General features: G+C 72.0%; 15 protein-coding genes. 12 read left to right on the plus strand and 3 right to left on the minus strand.

Annotated features, from left to right (window positions below; translation table 11 throughout):
* The first annotated feature begins 57 nt into the window (after positions 1-57).
* Together ACIBST_RS07215 and ACIBST_RS07220 are read left to right on the plus strand one after the other, a co-directional pair.
* Positions 58-1,266, plus strand: a complete 1,209-nt coding sequence (locus ACIBST_RS07215; protein WP_397169830.1) for an MFS transporter — start codon at positions 58-60, stop codon at positions 1,264-1,266.
* Positions 1,267-1,270: 4 nt separating this feature from the next.
* Positions 1,271-1,723 (plus strand): SRPBCC domain-containing protein, encoded by a 453-nt coding sequence (locus ACIBST_RS07220; RefSeq protein ID WP_352320052.1) that lies wholly within the window; start codon positions 1,271-1,273, stop codon positions 1,721-1,723.
* 47 nt (positions 1,724-1,770) lie between these two features.
* Here ACIBST_RS07220 and ACIBST_RS07225 read toward each other — a convergent pair whose 3' ends face one another.
* The gene (locus ACIBST_RS07225; protein WP_397169832.1) at positions 1,771-4,896 is read right to left on the minus strand and encodes a BTAD domain-containing putative transcriptional regulator; all 3,126 of its coding nucleotides are present in this window, start codon (positions 4,894-4,896) and stop codon (positions 1,771-1,773) included.
* Positions 4,897-4,985: 89 nt separating this feature from the next.
* Between ACIBST_RS07225 and ACIBST_RS07230 the strand changes: the two genes are divergently transcribed.
* The gene (locus tag ACIBST_RS07230) at positions 4,986-6,464 is read left to right on the plus strand and encodes an MFS transporter (protein WP_397169834.1); all 1,479 of its coding nucleotides are present in this window, start codon (positions 4,986-4,988) and stop codon (positions 6,462-6,464) included.
* A gap of 128 nt (positions 6,465-6,592) precedes the next feature.
* Here the strand turns inward: ACIBST_RS07230 and ACIBST_RS07235 are convergent, their stop codons facing one another.
* Entirely contained in the window at positions 6,593-6,946 is a 354-nt protein-coding gene (locus tag ACIBST_RS07235) for a nucleotide pyrophosphohydrolase (RefSeq protein ID WP_397169836.1), read from the minus strand.
* Between the two features lie 46 nt (positions 6,947-6,992).
* On the opposite strand from ACIBST_RS07235, the gene ACIBST_RS07240 reads away from it, so the two are divergent.
* Together ACIBST_RS07240 and ACIBST_RS07245 are read left to right on the plus strand one after the other, a co-directional pair.
* On the plus strand, positions 6,993-7,847 hold the full coding sequence (locus ACIBST_RS07240; RefSeq protein ID WP_397169838.1) for an FAD-binding oxidoreductase: 855 nt from the start codon (positions 6,993-6,995) through the stop codon (positions 7,845-7,847).
* A 104-nt stretch (positions 7,848-7,951) separates the two neighbouring features.
* A complete protein-coding gene (locus ACIBST_RS07245) occupies positions 7,952-8,155 on the plus strand; it encodes a hypothetical protein (RefSeq protein ID WP_397169839.1) in 204 nt (67 codons plus the stop codon).
* A gap of 383 nt (positions 8,156-8,538) precedes the next feature.
* On the opposite strand, the gene ACIBST_RS07250 is transcribed toward ACIBST_RS07245, so the two are convergent.
* Positions 8,539-9,549 (minus strand): LacI family DNA-binding transcriptional regulator, encoded by a 1,011-nt coding sequence (locus ACIBST_RS07250; protein WP_397169841.1) that lies wholly within the window; start codon positions 9,547-9,549, stop codon positions 8,539-8,541.
* Positions 9,550-9,701: 152 nt separating this feature from the next.
* On the opposite strand from ACIBST_RS07250, the gene ACIBST_RS07255 reads away from it, so the two are divergent.
* From ACIBST_RS07255 to efeB, 7 genes are all read left to right on the plus strand, one after another.
* Entirely contained in the window at positions 9,702-10,994 is a 1,293-nt protein-coding gene (locus tag ACIBST_RS07255; protein WP_397169843.1) for an extracellular solute-binding protein, read from the plus strand.
* Positions 10,991-11,950, plus strand: a complete 960-nt coding sequence (locus ACIBST_RS07260) for a carbohydrate ABC transporter permease (RefSeq protein WP_397169845.1) — start codon at positions 10,991-10,993, stop codon at positions 11,948-11,950. The genes ACIBST_RS07255 and ACIBST_RS07260 overlap by 4 nt, the downstream gene beginning before the upstream one ends.
* On the plus strand, positions 11,947-12,792 hold the full coding sequence (locus ACIBST_RS07265) for a carbohydrate ABC transporter permease (protein ID WP_352349787.1): 846 nt from the start codon (positions 11,947-11,949) through the stop codon (positions 12,790-12,792). The genes ACIBST_RS07260 and ACIBST_RS07265 overlap by 4 nt, the downstream gene beginning before the upstream one ends.
* 2 nt (positions 12,793-12,794) lie before the next feature.
* On the plus strand, positions 12,795-14,162 hold the full coding sequence (locus ACIBST_RS07270; protein WP_397169847.1) for a glycoside hydrolase family 5 protein: 1,368 nt from the start codon (positions 12,795-12,797) through the stop codon (positions 14,160-14,162).
* A 123-nt stretch (positions 14,163-14,285) separates the two neighbouring features.
* A complete protein-coding gene (efeU, locus tag ACIBST_RS07275; RefSeq protein WP_397169849.1) occupies positions 14,286-15,119 on the plus strand; it encodes an iron uptake transporter permease EfeU in 834 nt (277 codons plus the stop codon).
* Between the two features lie 11 nt (positions 15,120-15,130).
* Positions 15,131-16,270 (plus strand): iron uptake system protein EfeO, encoded by a 1,140-nt coding sequence (efeO, locus tag ACIBST_RS07280; protein ID WP_397169850.1) that lies wholly within the window; start codon positions 15,131-15,133, stop codon positions 16,268-16,270.
* A 15-nt stretch (positions 16,271-16,285) separates the two neighbouring features.
* Entirely contained in the window at positions 16,286-17,548 is a 1,263-nt protein-coding gene (gene efeB / locus ACIBST_RS07285; protein ID WP_397169852.1) for an iron uptake transporter deferrochelatase/peroxidase subunit, read from the plus strand.
* Positions 17,549-17,580: the final 32 nt, after the last annotated feature.

A 17,580-nucleotide genomic window follows, 5' to 3' on the forward strand; every position in this document is an offset into this window, starting at 1 on the left:
AAGCGGAACCACCCCAATCGATAAGAAGGTTTACTTATTACGGCATGATGGCCGTCCATGTGGACGCGCGACTTCGTGCTCTTCTTCACCGCCCGCACGGTGTCGATGCTGGGCTCGGCGATGATGCCGGTGGCCACCGCGCTCGGCATGCACGACGCCGGTTACGGCGCCACCGGCGTCGGCCTGGCGCTGGCCGCCTGGATGGTGCCGATGGCCGGGCTCATCCTGTTCGGCGGCGTGCTCATGGACCGCTTCACGCCGCGCCGCATGATGGTCGGCGCCGACCTGGCCAGGACCGGGACGCAGGCGGCCACGGCGGCGCTGTTCGGGCTGGGACGGCCGGAGTTGTGGCAGGTCGTGGCGCTGTCGGCGGTCGCCGGGGCGGCGGCCGCCATGTACACGCCGGGCGTCGCGGGCACCATCTCGCGGATCGCGGCCGACGTGCAGCGGGCCAACGCCACCCTGCGCATGTCCGAGGCGATCATGCAGTTGCTCGGGCCGGGGCTGGCGGGGGCGCTGGTCGGGCTCGCCGGGGTGGGCGTGGTGTTCGCCGCCGACTCGGCCGGGTTCGCGGTCAGCGCGGTGTGCCTGCTGCTCATGCGGGTGCGGGTGGCGGGCGCCGGCGCGGAGCCGGTGCTGCTGCGGCTGCGGGAGGGCTGGCGGGAGTTCCGGTCGCGCACGTGGATGTGGAGCGTCATCCTGATCTGGGTGGTCTTCGGGATCACCCTGTTCGGGCCGCTGATCCCGCTGGGCTCGGTGCTGGTGACCGACGCGTACGGGCAGACCGCGTACGGGCTGGTCATGTCGGCGGGCGGGGCCGGGACGATCGTGGGCGGCCTGGTGGCGCTGCGGATCAGGCCGGCCAGGCCGCTGGTGGCAGGCGGGATCGGCATGTTCCTGTTCGCGCTGGAGCCGCTGAGCTTCGCGGCCGGCGTGCCGCTCGGCGTGATCATGGCCTGCCACGTGGTGGGCGGGGCTGGGTGGGCGTTCTGGTCGGTGATGTGGGCGACGAGCGTGCAGACGCTGGTGCCGGCCGAGGCGCTGAACCGGGTCAGCGCGTACGAGATCGGCGGCTCGACCATGTCGCTCCCGATCGGCCAGGCGCTGGCCGGGCCGGTGGCCACACTGGTGGGCTCCCGCGAGGTGCTGGGCTTCTCCGCGCTGGTCACGGTCGCCGGCTGCCTGGCGCTGCTGGCCCTGCGGCCGGTGCGGCAGATCACCGTAAGGCCGCGGGAAGAGGATCGTAAGGCCGCTCCCGCATCGTAGAGGCATGACAACGACGCAGACCGCGCAGTACGAGATCGTCCGCACCTTCGACGCCCCCCGCGAGGACGTCTACGCCGCCTGGACCGAGCCCGAGCGCTTCTCCCGCTGGTTCGGCCCCCGCATGCTGGCCACGCCGGTCGGCCGGATCACCCTCGACGCCCGTCCCGGCGGCCGGTGGCGCGCGACGCTCGTCGGCGAGGAGGGGTTCGAGGCGACGCTGGAGGGCTCCTACCGCGAGGTGCAGGCGCCCGCCCGGCTGGTGTTCACCACCGGCGACCCCGACAACCCCGGCGACGGCCCGGCCTCGGTCGTGACGCTCGACCTGCTCGACCGGGACGGCGGCACCGAGATGCGCTTCCATCAGTTCGGCGTCAACACCGACCAGGAGCACGCCGAGCAGGCCAGGGCCGGCTGGGACGAGTTCTTCGACCGCCTGGCCGAGCATGTCGCCCGCTGACCACCGACACGCCGGCCCCCACGCGCCGACCCTCGGCAGGCCGACCCTCAGAACAGGCCGAGGGCGTCGTCCAGCTTGTACGTGCCGCCCCGCTGGTACGCCGCGGCGAAGACGTGCTCACCGAGCGCGTCCCGGACCCGGGCCGTGACCCGCTCCTCCTCCTCGCGTTCGGAGGCGTTGGCCGGGGTCCGGATCTGCTCGCGGACCGCGGCGGCCAGCCCCAGCAGCACCGCCGCCCGCTCGGTCGGCCCGGCCGCCGACGCCGCGCCCGCGACGCACGCCGCCGCCGTGCGCGGGTCGCCGACCCTGACCGCCGCGGCCAGCGCCTCCCGGTGCAGCTCCAGGGCCGCGGCCGGGTCGCCGCGCAGCTCGGTGACGTGGCCCAGCTCGACCAGCAGGTCCGGCAGGTGCAACGGCGGCTCGACGGCTGGGTCGCGCGGCAGCCCCTCCAGCAGGTGGCGCAGGTGCGACTCGGCCAGGTCGAGCAGCCCGGCGCGGCGCGCGGCGAAGGCCAGGCCCATCTCGGCCATGGTCTCGCCCATCTTGTAGCCCTGGTCGAGCGCCAGCTTCATGGCCCGTCCGCACAGCTCCATGGCCTGGTCGTAGGCGCCGCCGTGCAGCGCCGTCCAGCCCAGCCAGGCGATGCGCCCGGCCACCTCCGGCCACAGGCCGAGCTCCTCGGCCATCCGCAGCCCCTCGGCGAACAGCCGGCGCGCCCGCTCGTGGTCGCCGGCCATCTCGGCCGCGCCCGCCAGCCATTCGGTGGCCTGCAACATGCCCCAGCGGTCGCCCAGCTCGCCGAACAGCCGCGCGCTCTCCCCCGCGTCGCGCTCCAGCGCCTCGGTGTCGCGCATGGTGAACGCGTCGCGCGCCCGCCTGGCCAGCGCGACGGCGACGCCCCACGTGTCGCCGAGGGCGCGGCAGGCGGCCAGCGCGCGTCCGGTCAGCTCCTGGCCGGTGACCATGTCGGGCACGCTCATGCCGGCGAACAGCTCGGCCCTGGCCCGCGCGCCCGGGTCGGCGACGCGCTCCAGCAGCGGCTCCCATGCCACCTGTTCGCCCAGCAGGAGCGCGAACCCGGCGTGCCAGGCCGCCGCCCGGTGCCTGGCCGGGCCGTCCGGCCCCGCGACGGCCAGCGCCGCGCCCAGCGAGCGCCGTCCCTCGGCCAGCCGGCCGCGCAGGAACCAGTACCAGGCCAGCGCGTTGACCAGGCGCGCGGCGGCGTCGGCGGCCCCCTCGGCGATCGCGGTGTCCAGCGCGGCCCGCATGTTGGCCGACTCGGCGTCCAGGCGCAGCAGGCGGTCCCGCTGCTCGCCGCCGTACAGGCCGGGTTCGGCGGCCACGGCCAGCTCCAGGTAGTGGCGCAGGTGGGCGCGGCGCACGTCGGCCAGCTCGCCGGCGTCGGCCAGGCGGCCCACGCAGTACTCCGACACCGACTCCAGCAGCCGGTAGCGGACGCCCGTCGCGCTCTCGGCGACGACCACGAGCGAGCGGTCGACCAGCCGGGCCAGCAGGTCGAGCACGTCGAGCCCCGGCTCGGCGCACACCGCCTCGGCCGACTCCAGGGTGCAGCCGTCGGCGTGCACGGCCAGGCGGCGCAGCACCACCCGTTCCGCGTCCGACAGCAGGTCCCAGCTCCAGTCGATCACGGCGGTGAGCGTCTGCTGCCGGGCGGGCGCGCCCCTTCGTCCGGACGCCAGCAGCCTGAACCGGTCGTCCAGCCGGTCCACCACCCCCTGGACGCCCAGCGCCCGCACCCGCGTCGCGGCCAGCTCCAGGGCCAGCGGGATGCCGTCGAGCCGCCGGCAGAGCTGGGCCACCGCCTGCGCGTTGCCCGCCTCCAGGGCGAACCCGCGGGCCGAGGCGGCGGCCCTGGCGACGAACAGCCGGACGGCGTCCGAGCGGGCCATCTCCGTCAGGTCCGTGCCCGCCGGCAGGCCGAGCGGCGGGACGCTCCACAACACCTCGCCGTCCACGCCGAGCGGCTCCCGGCTGGTGGCCAGGACGGTCAGGCCCGGCGCCGCGGCCAGCAGCGCGTCGACCACCTCGGCGACCTGCTCGACCACGTGCTCGCAGTTGTCCAGCACGAGCAGCACGCGCCTCGGCCGCAGCGCCGCGGCCAGCCGCTCGCGCACGTCGCCGCCCGACGGGTCCTCCCGGATGTCCAGGGCGGCCATGATCGCTTCGGTGGGCGAGTGGGTGGCGGCGTCGAGCGCGACCAGCCAGGCGCCGTCGGCGAAGCCGTCCAGCAGCCGGTGTGCCGCCTCCAGCGCCAGCCTGGTCTTGCCGACGCCGCCGGCGCCGGTGAGCGTCACCAGCCGCTCGGCGGTGACCAGCGAGCAGATCTCGGCCAGCGCCTCGTCCCTGCCGACGAGCTTGCTGACGGACGCCGGCAGGTTCGTGGTGGGCCGCTCGGCGGGCAGGCTCAGCTCCGGGTCCTGGGCCAGGATCGCCTGGTGCAGCGCGACCAGCTCGGGGCCGGGGTCGAGGCCCAGCTCGTCGGCCAGGCGCTCGCGCAGCTCGGCGAAGCTCGCCAGGGCGTCGCTCTGCCGTCCGGCCCGGTACAGAGCCCGCATGTGCACGGCGCGCAGCCGCTCCCGCAGCGGATGCCGGGCCACCAGGTCGCCCAGCTCGCCCACGAGCAGCCCGTGCTCGCCCAGGTCGAGCCGGGCCTCGGCGCGCTGCTCCAGCGCCGTCAGCCGCTGCTCCTCCAGCCGGACGATCGCCGACCTGGTGTACTCCTCGTCGGCGAAGTCGGCGTACGCCGCCCCCCGCCACAGCGCCAGGGCGTCGGCCAGCAGCCCCGCCCTGGTCCGCGGGCTGTCGGCGGCCTCGGCGCGGGTCAGCAGATCGGCGAAGCGGTCGGCGTCGAGCGCGCCGGGATCGGTGCGCAGCAGGTAGCCGGGCGCCCGCGAGACCACCAGGTTCTTACCGCCCGGCTCGGCGTCCTCCAGCGCCTTGCGCAACTGGGAGACCCGCACCTGGAGCGCGCCCGCCGGGTTGCCCGGCGGCTCCTCCCCCCACAGGTCCTCCACCAGCCGGTCGGCCGAGACCGGATGGCCCTCGTGGACGAGCAGGTCGGCGAGCAGCGCCCGGACCTTGAGCCCGGGGATCGTCACGGGCTCCCCCGCGTCGGTCCACACCGCCAGCGACCCCAGCACCCCAAAACGCATGCCCGTCACCTTATGCGCCGCCGTAAGCACACGAGAAGCGCACCGGAAGCGCCCTCCGGCACGGTGAGAGCGACGAAAGGGGAAACGACATGAAGACCGGCACCCTCGCTGGACGGCGTGAATGGACGGGGCTCGCGATCCTCGCCTCGGTGGCCCTGCTGCTCTCCATCGACCTGAGCGTGCTCTACCTGGCGCTGCCGCACCTGAGCGCCGGGCTCGGCGCCTCCGCGCCGCAGCAGCTGTGGATCCTGGACATCTACTCGTTCATGCTGGCCGGGTTCCTGGTGACGATGGGGACGCTGGGCGACCGGATCGGGCGGCGCAGGCTGCTGCTGATCGGCTCGGTGGCCTTCGCCGCGGCCTCGGTGGCCGCCGCGTACTCGGTGAACGCGGAGATGCTCATCGCGTCCCGGGCGCTGCTCGGCGTCTCGGGGGCGACGCTGCTGCCGTCGTCGCTGGCGCTGATCCGCACGATGTTCACCGACGGCCGGCAGATGGGCACCGCGATCGGCCTCTGGTACGGCTGCTTCATGCTCGGCATGGCGGTCGGCCCGCTGGTGGGCGGGCTGCTGCTGGAGCACTTCTGGTGGGGGTCGGCGTTCCTGATGGGCGTGCCGTTCATGGCGGCCGTGCTGGTCGCCGGACGGCTGCTGCTCCCCGAGTACCGCGACCCGCACGCCGGCCGCCTCGACCCGGCCAGCGTGGCCCTGTCCCTGGCGACCATCCTGCCGGTCATCTACGGGCTCAAGGAGGTCGCGCGCGGCGGCTGGCAGCCCGTCCCGCTGATCGCGGTCGCCGCCGGGACGGCCTTCGGCGTGGTGTTCGTCAGGCGGCAGCGCAGCCTCGCCAACCCGCTGCTGGACCTGCGGCTGTTCGGCGACCGCGCGTTCGCGGCGACGCTGGGGATCATGTCGCTCGGCGGGATCGTCATGGCCGGGACCACGCTCATGACCACCCAGTACCTGCAGACCGTGGAGTCGCTGTCGCCGCTGGGCGCCGGGTTGTGGCTGGTGCCGCAGAACGTGGCGATGATCGTGGCCCTGTCGGTCGCGCCGCGGCTCGCCGCCCGGATCGGCACCGCGTACGTGATGGCCGCCGGGCTGGCGCTGGGCGCCGTCGGGCTGTTCCTGCACACCCAGGTCCCCAGCGTGGGCGGGACCGGGCTGGTCGTCACCGGGCTGGTCCTGGCCTCGGCGGGCATCGCGCTGCCGATGGGCGCGGGCAACAGCGTGATCATGACGGCCGCGCCCGCCGAGAAGGCCGGGTCGGCGGCGTCGCTGACCGAGACGAGCGGCGAGTTCGGGGTGGCGGTCGGCGTGGCCGCGCTCGGCAGCCTCGGCACGGCCGTCTACCGCGGGCGGCTGCCCGAGCACCTGCCGGTGGAGGCCGTGCGGGAGAGCATCAGCGCGGCGGTGACCGCCGCCAAGGACCTGCCCGGCCTGCTGGAGACGGCGCGGGCGGCGTTCACGGCGGGGCTGAACACGGTGGGGGCCGTGAGCGCGGTGGTCTTCGCGGGACTGGCCGTCTTCGCCCTCCTCACCCTCCGCCACCACCGCCCGACGTCCTGACCCCTCCTGCCCTTCCCACCCCCTGACCGCCGGCCCGGCCGGCGGTCCTCCGCCGTCCCCGGCCCTCTCAGAGGCATGCCGTCCGTACGCCCGATCAAGCGGACGGCGGCGCTTCCCCGTACGCCCGATCAGCCGGACGGGGGCGCCTTCCTGGCCGAGCCGCGGTAGGCGGCCGGGTCGTAGCGGCGTTCGTTGTCGGCCAGCTTGGCGGTCGCCGCCGCCACCAGGTCGACCCCCAGGATGTCGGCCAGCCGGACCAGGTACAGGGTCACGTCGCCGAGCTCGGCGCGGATGCGGGCGAGCGTGTCGGGGTCGGGGCTCGCGGACTCCTCGGCGGTCAGCCACTGGAACTCCGCGACCAGCTCGCCCGCCTCCCCCGCCAGCGCCATCGCCAGGTTCTTCGGCGTGTGGAACCTCTCCCAGTCGCGGGCCCGCGCGAACTCCCGCAGCCGTACGGCCAGCCCTTCCAGCTCCTCGCTCACGACACCCGACCCTACTGGCCCGCCGGCCGATTCATCACGACCGGTGATGACAGTCCGGGCGAACCCCGTCTGGTTCCCCGGCCGCTTCCGCGATCGACTGGCTTACGTGTTCTCCCACTTCAACGGCCCGGTCCTGGTCCCCGGCGACCCCGGGTACGACGACGAGACGGCCCGCTTCAACACCGTCGCCGGCCCCGTCCGCCCCGCCGTGGTCGTCGGCGCCCGGGACGCGGACGACGTCCGGAAGGCCATCGACCACGCCCGGTCGGCGGGGCTGCGGGTGGCGGTCCAGGCGACCGGCCACGGCCTGTCCGCCCCCGTGGACGGAGCCCTGCTGATCAACACCCGCAGGATGACCGGCCTGTCCGTCGACCCGGCCACCCGCACCGTCCGCGTCGGGGCAGGCGTGCGCTGGGGCCAGGTCGTCGACGCCGCCGCCGGCCACGGCCTCGCCCCGCCGAACGGCTCCTCCCCCCTGGTCGGCGCGGTCGGCTACACGCTGGGCGGCGGCCTGCCCGTGCTCGGCCGCACGCTCGGGTGGGCCGCCGACCGGGTCAGGTCCCTGGAGCTGGTCACGGCCGACGGAACCCTGCGCACGCTGAGCCCGTACGAGAACGTCGAGATCCGCCGCCTCGGCGGCGCCCTGGCCGCCGTCCCGGACGTCCCGAACGCGATCGACCACCGCACGGCCGCCTACAGCCTGACCACGATCGCCTTCGCGGGCACGGACCCGAAACCGCCCCTGGACCCCGCCGACCCGTCCAGCACGGGCCTCCGCTTCCGCAACTTCCTGGCCGGCCCGCAGGCCCCGGCCCTGGCCGCCGAGGCGTACACCCCGTCCACCTGGACCAGACTCACCTCCCTCAAATCCACCCACGACCCCCACGACCTGTTCCTCTGATCGCCTGGCGTCCGAGCACCGGCGCTCGCCCGCCGCCTGGGGCCTGCCGGCCAGTTGGGCGAGGGGTCGGCTGCCGGTGCTGCCGCCGACGTACAGTCGCGGGTATGAGCGCCGGACATACGCATGAGGAGCTGCATCACCTGGTCGATCTGCTGTCGTCCGACCAGGCACTCGCCGACATGCCGGGCGAAGACGGCAAGCCGGTACGTCGTCGGCTCTCGACCGCAGGGATCGGCGCCTCCGGTGGGGGCACTCTTTCGGAACGTGTCGAAGATCTGTTGGCCGAGCGGTTCAATCGCTCAGTGTGACCGCTGTCCTTCCGGACACAGGTCCTTGATCGCGATGGTCGACCACGACGACAGGCACCACCTCTCCCGTCTGCGGCCATCCTTGATCGACGCGACTTCTCACTGGTACGACCGCGCGATGTAGTGGCCTTCACGTTGTCGCCCGAGAAATTGTCGTGACGCGGGGCACGCGCAACGGGTTCGCGTACACCTGAAGCTCAGTCCGCATGGCCACACGCGCCCGGATTGCTGGACGGTTGAGTGGGCGGGGGTGCACGCAGCACACACAGGCAAGGGCGCCCGCTGTCTCGCAGGTTCAAAGGTGGGATATCAGGGCGCGGGGTGCGCCGGAGGCGCCGAAGGAAGGGGGCCTGAGCCCGGAGGACGAAGACGCTTGTAGCGTCTCACTCCACGGCGGCCGTGCTATCCCGGACGATCAGTTCCGTAGCCAGTTCCACCCGCTTCGTCTCCGGCACCTCGCCCTTCCCCATCCCCAGCACCGTACGGGTCGCCAGCGCCGCCATCTCCTGCAGCGGCTGGCGCACGGTCGTCAGCGGCGGCCAGGCCGACTTCGACAGCGGCAGGTCGTCGAACCCCACCACGCTCAGATCCTCCGGCACGCGCAACCCGCGCTGCCGGGCGGCCTCGAACACGCCGAACGCCATCAGGTCGCACCCGGCGAAGATGGCCGTGGGCGGCTCGTCCAGGGACAGGAGTTCGTGGCCCTGGTCGTGGCCGGAGTCGACGAGGAACGTGCCGCGCCGGACGAGTTCGGGGGCGAGCGGCACGCCGGCCGTCTCCAGGGCGGCCCGGTAGCCGTCGACGCGGGCCTGGCTGCACAGCATGTCGGCGGGGCCGCTGATCACGCCGATCCGGCGGTGGCCGAGTTCGAGCAGGTGGCGGGTGGCGGCCAGGCCGCCGTTCCAGTTGGTGGCGCCGACCGAGACGATGCCGGGGGCCGGCTCGCCCTCGGGGTCGACCACCACGAACGGCAGCGACCGCGCGCTGAGCTGGGCCTGCACGCCCGTGGACAGGCGCGAGGCGACGATCACCACGCCGTCGGTGCGGCGGGCGGCCAGCCGTTCGAGCCAGTCGCGGCCGGGACCGGCGTGGGTGTGCAGCACCGAGATGACGACGCTGGCCCCGGCCTCGTGGGCCGCGCTCTCCGCGCCGCGCACGATCTCCATGGCCCACGGCGACTCGATCTCGGCGAACACCAGGTCGACCAGGCCGGCGGGGGTGTCGTCCTGGCTGACGCGCCGCTGGTAGCCGTGTTCCTGGAGCAGCCGTTCGACCTTGTGACGGGTCGCCGGCGCCACCTCGGGCCGGCCGTTGATGACTTTGGAGACCGTCGGGATGGACACCCCGGCCTCTTCTGCGATCAGTGCGATCGTCACGCGCCTCTTAGCTGACACGTTCGGGAGTGTATCCGAAAGTTTCGGGCTGGGATCGCTCCCAAGACGGCTATTGACGCCCTGCGCAGCACGTACCTATGCTCCGAGCAACGAAATTATCGGGGGCTATACGAAACTTTCATACCGCTCGTGCCCGATGAAGGGACCCCTGGATGAAACGCGGTCTGATCCTCATGGCCACCGCCGTGCTCGTCGCCGGATGCGGCAGCGGCGGAAGTGGCGAGAGCGGCGGGCAGCCCGGCGGCTCGCAGCCCGCCCAGAAGCCCGCCAAGGTCACGCTGGAATGGTGGCACCTGTCCACCGCCGAACCGCTGAAGTCCCTGTGGGCGCAGCGGGCCAAGGACTTCGAGGCCGCGCACCCTGACGTCACCATCAAGGCGACGGTGCTGGAGAACGACGCCTACAAGGCCAAGCTGACCACGATCACCCAGTCGGGCAAGGCCCCCGACGTGTTCGTCACGTGGGGCGGCGGCGTGCTCAAGCAGCAGGTCGAGGCCGGCCTGGTCAAGGACGTCTCCGGCGACGTCGCCTCGGTGCTGGGCACGTTCACCCCCGCGGCGCTGAGCGCGTACCAGTTCGACGGCAAGACCTACGGGCTGCCGACGGACATCGGGCTGGTCGGCTTCTGGTACAACAAGAAGCTCTTCGCCAAGGCCGGCATCTCGGCCCCGCCCGCCACCTGGGCGGAGTTCCTCGACGACGTCAAGAAGCTGAAGGCGTCCGGCACCACCCCGATCGCGCTGGCCGGCAAGGAGAAGTGGCCGGGCCACTACTACTGGGCCTATCTGGCGATGCGCATCGCCGGCCTGCCCGCGCTCACCCAGGCGGGCGTGGACCACGACTTCACCAAGCCCGACTTCGTGGCCGCCGGACAGCAGGTCAAGGCGCTGGCCGACCTCCAGCCGTTCCAGAAGGGCTTCCTCGGCGCGGGCTACGGCACCCCCGACGGGCAGGCGGCCACGGTCTCCAACGGCAAGGCCGCCATGGAGCTCATGGGCCAGTGGGCGCCCGCCGTCCAGAAGGACGCCGGCAAGGGCCTCGGCGACGACCTGGGCTTCTTCCCCTTCCCCGCGGTCGACGGCGGCAAGGGCTCGATCGGCGACGCCTTCGGCGGCGGCAACGGCCTGTCGGTGGGCGCGGACGCGCCCCCGCAGGCCGTGGAGTTCGTGAAGTTCATGACGCAGATGGACCAGCATGCCAAGGCCGTCGCGGCCGGCGGCGTGCTGCCGGTGCTCAAGGGCGAGGAGAGCGCGGTCAAGGACGCCAACCTCAAGCAGGTCGCGACCCTGCTGGCCGGCGCCTCCGGCTACCAGCTCTACCTGGACCAGGCCTACCCGCCGGCCGTCGGCCAGCAGGTCAACGACAGCGTGGCCGAGCTGATCGCCGGGACCAAGACGCCGGAGCAGATCGGCCAGGACATCAGCGAAGTGGCCAAGAGCGAATGACGACGCTGACCCGAGGGCCGGCGGCCGTCGCGCCGCCGGTCCCCGCCCCGCCGGGGCGACGGCGCGGGCGCGCGGTGACGATCGGGCTGTTCCTGCTGCCCGCGCTGGTGCTCTTCGTCCTGCTGGTGGTGGCGCCGATCCTGGTGGCGGTCTACGCCAGCGCGTTCAAGTGGAACGGGTTCGGCGGGCTGCCCACCGAGTTCGTCGGGCTGGACAACTTCACCAGGCTGCTGTCGTCCGGGATCTTCGCCACCGACCTGTGGCACCTGGTGGTCCTGGTGCTGCTGTCGGTGCTGGTCCAGCTCCCGTTCTCGCTGGCCGTGGCGATGCTGCTGAACCAGCGCATCCGCGGGCGGGCGGTCTACCGGCTGGTGTTCTTCGCCCCGTACGTGCTGTCCGAGGTGATCACCGGCGTGCTGTTCTCGCTGATCCTCGCGCCGGACGGCGGGATGGCGAACCAGCTGCTGTCGGTGTTCGGGCTGGAGTCGGAGTTCCTGGCCGATCCGGACACCGTGATGCCCGCGCTGTTCCTGGTCATGACGTGGAAGTACTTCGGCTTCCACATGATGATCTACCTGGCCGGACGGCAGGGCATCCCGAACGAGCTGATCGAGGCCGCGCAGATCGACGGCGCGACGCCCTGGAAGACGTTCCGGCACATCACCCTGCCGCTGCTCGGGCCGACGATCAGGATCAGCGTGTTCCTGTCGGTCATCTACACCATCCAGCTGTTCGACCTGGTCTGGATCCTCACCGGCGGCGGCCCGTCGCACTCCTCGGAGACGATGGCGGTCACCATGATGGAGTTCGGCTTCAAGCGCTCCCAGGTGGGTTACGCCAACGCGATCAGCGTCGTGATGTTCGCGCTCAGCCTCGTCTTCGCCCTCGTCTACCAGCGCGTGGTGATGCGCCGGGACCTGGCGGGCGCGACGACGTCCATGGGAGGCCGCCGATGAACCACGGAAGGCCGCCCGCGCGGCGGCGCCGTCCCACCCTGCCCCTGCACGTGATCGCCTGGATCGTCGGCGCGTTCATCCTGGCGCCGATCGTGTACGCGCTGCTCGGCGGGTTCAAGAGCAACAGCCAGCTCTCGGGCAACCCCTTCGGCCTGCCCGATCCCTGGGTCACCGCGAACTACACCGACGTGCTCGGCTCGGGGTCGTTCTGGCGGCAGGTGTGGAACAGCACGTTCATCGCCGTCGCCACGACCGTGGTGATGGTCGGGCTGGCGGCGCTGGCCGCGTTCGTCTTCGCCAGGTTCGCCTTCCGGGGCAGGGAGGCGCTGTTCACGCTGTTCACCGCGGGGCTGATGTTCCCGTTCGCGGTGGCCATCCTGCCGATCTTCGTGCTGCTGCGCACGTTCGGGCTGCTGGACGACCCGCTCGGCGTCATCCTGACGCAGGCCGCCTTCGGGCTGCCGCTGACGATCATCATCCTGCGGGGGTTCTTCCGGAGCATCCCGGGCGAGATCGAGGAGGCCGCGATCATCGACGGCTGCTCGCCGTTCGGGTTCTTCTGGCGGATCCTGCTGCCGATGGCCCGCCCGGCGATGGCGACGGTCTCCGTGCTGGCCGTCGTGGGGAGCTGGAACAACTTCATGCTGCCCCTGGTGGTCTTCAGCGACGAGTCGAGCTGGACGCTGCCGCTCGGCATCCAGCAGTTCCAGGGCCAGTACGCCACCGACACCGCCCGCGTCCTCGCCTACCTGATCCTGGCCATGGTGCCGGCGCTCGGGTTCTACGCCATCGCTGAACGTCACCTGGTCGGTGGGCTCACCGCGGGTGCGACGAAAGGGTGAACATGCTCCACGTCTCAGGAAGCCGGCTCCTCACCCCCGAAGGCACGCCCGTCCGGCTCAGGGGGGTGGGTCTCGGGGGCTGGATGAACATGGAGAACTTCATCACCGGCTATCCCGCCAACGAGACCTCGATGCGCGCGGCCGTGACCGGCGTGCTGGGCGAGGAGCGGGCCGAGCTCTTCTTCGACCGGCTGCTCACCTCGTTCTTCACCGACAGCGACGCCGGGCTGCTGGCCGGGCTGGGCATGAACTGCGTGCGCATCCCGGTCAACTACCACCACTGGGAGTCCGACGACCGGCCCATGGAGATCGATCCGAGAGGCTTCCGGCACCTCGACCGGGTGATCGGCCTGCTGGGCGAGCGCGGCCTCTACAGCGTGATCGACCTGCACGCCCTGCCCGGCTCCCAGAACCAGCACTGGCACAGCGACAACCCCACGCACGTGGCGGCGTTCTGGCAGCACCGGCACTTCCAGGACCGGGCCGTGCACCTGTGGGAGGCGCTGGCCGACCACTACCGCGGGCATCCGTGGGTGGCCGGTTACAACGTGGTGAACGAGCCGGGCGACGTCTCGGGCAAGGTGGTCGGCCCGTTCTACGACCGGCTGGTCAAGGCCGTACGGGCGGCCGACCCCGACCACGTCCTGTTCCTGGACGGCAACACCTACGCCACCGACTTCTCGATGTTCCGGGAGATGTACGAGAACACGGTGTTCGTCATGCACGACTACGCCCTGGCCGGGTTCGCCCACGGCGGCCCGTACCCGGGGCTCACCAGGGGCGAGTGGTGCGACCGCGGCCAGCTTGAGGAGACCTTCGCCCGGCGGTCCCGGTTCCAGCGCGAGACCGGCACGCCGTTGTGGGTGGGCGAGTTCGGCCCGGTCTACACCGGCGACCCCGACCGGGACGCCCAGCGCTACCAGGTCCTGCGCGACCAGCTCGCCATCTACGACGCCCACGACGCCGGCTGGTCGCTGTGGACGTACAAGGACGTGGGCCTCCAGGGGCTGGTGCACGCGTCGGGGGCGTACCTGGACAGGTTCGGCGCGTTCATCGGCAAGAAGCGGCGGCTCGGCGCGGACCGGTGGGGCTCGACCATGGAGGAGTGCGCCGACGTGCTCGCCCCGCTGCACCGGCTGGTCGAGACCGAGTTCCCGGACTGGGCGCCCTACCCGTGGGGCGCCCGCTACCAGACCGACGACCTGATCAGGCACATCCTCATCGCCCAGGCGCTGCTGCCCGAGTACGCCGGGCTGTTCAGGGGCCTCGGCGACGACGAGCTGCTGGCCCTGGCCGACTCGTTCACGCTGGAACAGTGCGTACGGCGGGAGCCGCTGCTCGACCTGCTGGCCGCCAATCTCACCGGGTGACAAACCGCTCATACAGTCGGGTGCGTCACACCACCGGGCAAACTATCGCCATCACTTCTTGCGCTAGGTATGCTTCGGCTGCCCTAATTTAGGTAAGCCTTTCCTCAGCGAGCGGGAGTGACGGTGTTCGCCAGCTACCTCATCGGACTGCGCGAGGGACTGGAGGCGACACTCGTCGTCTCCGTCCTCATCGCCTTCCTCGTCAAGAGCGACAGGAAGGACAAGCTTCCCCAGGTCTGGACGGGCGTCGCCGCGGCGGTCGCGCTGTCCGTCGGCTTCGGCGCGCTGCTGACCTTCACCGCCGCCAACCTCGGGCACATGGGGCAGGAGCTGTTCGACGCGATCACCTCGCTGCTCGCCGTCGCGTTCGTCACCTGGATGATCTTCTGGATGCGGCGCACCGCCCGCGCGCTCTCCGGCGAGCTGCGGGGCAAGCTCTCCGACGCGCTGCAGATGGGCTCGCTCGCGGTGGTCGTGATGGCCTTCCTGGCCGTGGCCCGCGAGGGACTGGAGACGGCGCTGCTGTTCTTCGCCGCCGTCCAGGGCGCCACCGCCACCGTGGACCCGCTGCTCGGCATCGCGCTCGGCCTGCTCACGTCGGTGGTCATCGGCTGGGGGCTGTACAAGAGCGCGCTGAAGATCAACCTCACCAAGTTCTTCACCTGGACGGGCCTGCTGCTCATCCTGGTCGCCGCCGGCATCTTCAAGTACGGCGTGCACGACCTCCAGGAAGCCAACATCCTGCCCGGACTGAGCTCCTACGCCTTCGACATCAGCGCGGTCCTGCCCGCCGATTCCTGGTACGGCGCGCTGCTTTCCGGCATGCTCAACATCACGCCGCAGCCGAGCATCGCCGAGGCCGTGGCCTGGATCGTCTACCTCGCGCCCACTCTCTTCCTCTTCCTGCTGCCTCAGCGAGTGAAGACCACTCCCGCCTCCACCGCACCCGCGGCCTGAACAGGAGCATCATGCGTACCGCCATCAGCCTGTCCTTCGGCGCGCTCGCCCTCGCGGGCCTGACCGCGTGCGGCTCGGGCACCACCGCCACGCAGGCCGCCAAGGGGTCCGCCGCCGCGCCCGGCAAGATCACCGTGGCCGCGTCCGACACCGAGTGCAAGGTCGCGGCCTCCGAGATCGCGGCGGGCACGAGCACGTTCACGATCACCAACGGCGGGTCCAAGGTGACCGAGTTCTACGTGTACGCCCCCGGTGACCGGGTGATGGCCGAGGTCGAGAACATCGTGCCCGGCCTGACCAGGGAGCTGGTCGCCGAGCTGCCGGCCGGCGCGTACGAGACCGTCTGCAAGCCCGGCATGGTGGGCAAGGGCATCCGCAACGCGCTGAAGGTGACCGGCGAGCACAAGGCGCTCACCTCCGACGCCCAGCTCGCCGACGCCGTCGCCGGCTACAAGCGCTACATCAAGTCGCAGAGCGACACGCTGCTGGTCAAGACGCAGGAGTTCGTGGACGCCGTCAAGGCCGGCGAGATCGACAAGGCCAAGGAGCTGTACCCGGTCTCGCGGACGTACTGGGAGCGCATCGAGCCGGTCGCGGAGATCTTCGGCGACCTCGACCCGGCCATCGACGCCCGCGAGGCCGACCTCGCCGACGGCGAGGAGTGGACCGGATTCCACCGGATCGAGAAGGATCTGTGGATCAAGAAGGACATCAGCAAGGACGGCCCGGTCGCCGACAAGCTGATCGCCGACGTCAAGACGATCGTCCAGAAGTCCAACGCCGCCGAGCTGACCCCGCTCAACCTGGCCAACGGAGCCAAGGAGCTGCTCGACGAGGTGGCCTCCGGGAAGATCACCGGCGAGGAGGACATCTGGTCGCACACCGACCTGTGGGACTTCGACGCCAACCTCCAGGGCTCCAAGGCCGCCGTGCAGTCGCTGCGCCCGGTGCTGGAGCAGCGCTCCCCCGACCTGGTCAAGACGCTGGACGAGAAGTTCGCCGCCGCGGAGGCCGCGCTGGGCGCGCACCGGAAGGGCGAGGGCTGGAAGCTGCACGACGAGCTGTCCAAGGCCGAGCTGAAGGCGCTGTCCGACGCGATCAACGCGCTGGCCGAGCCGATCAGTAAGATCGCGCCGGTCATCGCCAAGTAACGAAAGGTGGGGGCGATGTCGCAGGCCGGGGGGCGGATGAGCCGCCGCAAGCTGTTCGGGCTGGGCGCGGCGGGAGCGGCCGTGCTCGGGGCGGGGGCGGTGACGACCAGGTCGCTGCTGGAGGAGCCGCCGGTCGCGCACGCCGCGTCGACGTCCGATCCGTTCCCGTTCTACGGGCAGCACCAGGCGGGGGTCGTCACCCCCGCCCAGGACCGGCTGCACTTCGTCGCCTTCGACGTCATCACCGACAAGAAGGCCGAGCTGGTCGATCTGCTCCAGGAGTGGACGGCCGCGGCGGCCCGGCTGACGCAGGGCAAGGAGGCCGGGGCGTTCGGCGCGGTGGGCGGGGCGGCGGAGGCGGCGCCCGACGACACCGGCGAGGCGCTGGGGCTGCCGGCCTCGGGGCTGACGCTGACGATCGGGTTCGGCCCTTCGCTGTTCGACGACCGGTTCGGGCTGGCGGGCAAGCGACCGGCCGCGCTGGCCGACCTGCCCAAGTTCCCCGGCGAACAGCTCATCCCGGAGATCTCGGGCGGGGACATCTGCGTCCAGGCGTGCGCGCACGACCCCCAGGTGGCCGTGCACGCCATCCGCAACCTGGCCAGGATCGGCTTCGGCAAGGTCTCGGTGCGCTGGTCGCAGCTCGGTTTCGGCCGTACGTCGTCCACGTCGCGGGCCCAGGCCACGCCGCGCAACCTCCTGGGCTTCAAGGACGGCACCAACAACATGAAGCTGGAGGACGCCGACCTGCTGCGCGACCACCTGTGGGCCGCCGGCTCGGACGGCGCCGCCTGGATGGCGGGCGGCACGTACATGGTCACCAGGAAGATCCGCATGACGATCGAGACCTGGGACCGCGCCTCGCTCGCCGAGCAGGAGCAGATCTTCGGCCGGGACAAGGGCGAGGGCGCGCCGCTGGGCAGGAAGGCCGAGTTCGACGCCGTGGACTTCGCCGCCAAGGGCCCCGACGGGCAGCCGCTGATCAAGGACGACTCGCACGTCAAGCTGGCGCATCCGAGCAGCAACGGCAACGCCCACCTGCTGCGCCGCGGCTACAACTTCGTCGACGGCTCCGACGGCCTCGGCCGCCTGGACGCCGGGCTGTTCTTCATCGCCTACCAGCGCGACCCGCGCAAGCAGTTCGTGCCCGTGCAGATGAACCTGGCCCGGCACGACGCGCTCAACGAGTACATCAAGCACGTCTCCAGCGGCCTGTTCGCCTGCCCGCCCGGCGTCCAGGACGCCGGCGACTACTGGGGCCGCACGCTGTTCGCCTGACCCTCCTCAGCGCCCGCCGTCAGCGCCCGCCG

The sequence above is a fragment of the Nonomuraea sp. NPDC049684 genome (genome assembly GCF_044465345.1).
Taxonomy (GTDB): domain Bacteria; phylum Actinomycetota; class Actinomycetes; order Streptosporangiales; family Streptosporangiaceae; genus Nonomuraea.

What these genes read in the sequence shown, in the direction of transcription:
- ACIBST_RS07215 (WP_397169830.1), top strand. Translation starts at nt 58, where the DNA reads ATGTGGACGCGCGACTTCGTGCTCTTCTTCACCGCCCGCACGGTGTCG.
- ACIBST_RS07220 (WP_352320052.1), top strand. Translation starts at nt 1,271, where the DNA reads ATGACAACGACGCAGACCGCGCAGTACGAGATCGTCCGCACCTTCGAC.
- ACIBST_RS07225 (WP_397169832.1), bottom strand. Translation starts at nt 4,896, where the DNA reads ATGCGTTTTGGGGTGCTGGGGTCGCTGGCGGTGTGGACCGACGCGGGG.
- ACIBST_RS07230 (WP_397169834.1), top strand. Translation starts at nt 4,986, where the DNA reads ATGAAGACCGGCACCCTCGCTGGACGGCGTGAATGGACGGGGCTCGCG.
- ACIBST_RS07240 (WP_397169838.1), top strand. Translation starts at nt 6,993, where the DNA reads ATGACAGTCCGGGCGAACCCCGTCTGGTTCCCCGGCCGCTTCCGCGAT.
- ACIBST_RS07245 (WP_397169839.1), top strand. Translation starts at nt 7,952, where the DNA reads ATGAGCGCCGGACATACGCATGAGGAGCTGCATCACCTGGTCGATCTG.
- ACIBST_RS07255 (WP_397169843.1), top strand. Translation starts at nt 9,702, where the DNA reads ATGAAACGCGGTCTGATCCTCATGGCCACCGCCGTGCTCGTCGCCGGA.
- ACIBST_RS07260 (WP_397169845.1), top strand. Translation starts at nt 10,991, where the DNA reads ATGACGACGCTGACCCGAGGGCCGGCGGCCGTCGCGCCGCCGGTCCCC.
- ACIBST_RS07265 (WP_352349787.1), top strand. Translation starts at nt 11,947, where the DNA reads ATGAACCACGGAAGGCCGCCCGCGCGGCGGCGCCGTCCCACCCTGCCC.
- ACIBST_RS07270 (WP_397169847.1), top strand. Translation starts at nt 12,795, where the DNA reads ATGCTCCACGTCTCAGGAAGCCGGCTCCTCACCCCCGAAGGCACGCCC.
- efeO (WP_397169850.1), top strand. Translation starts at nt 15,131, where the DNA reads ATGCGTACCGCCATCAGCCTGTCCTTCGGCGCGCTCGCCCTCGCGGGC.
- efeB (WP_397169852.1), top strand. Translation starts at nt 16,286, where the DNA reads ATGTCGCAGGCCGGGGGGCGGATGAGCCGCCGCAAGCTGTTCGGGCTG.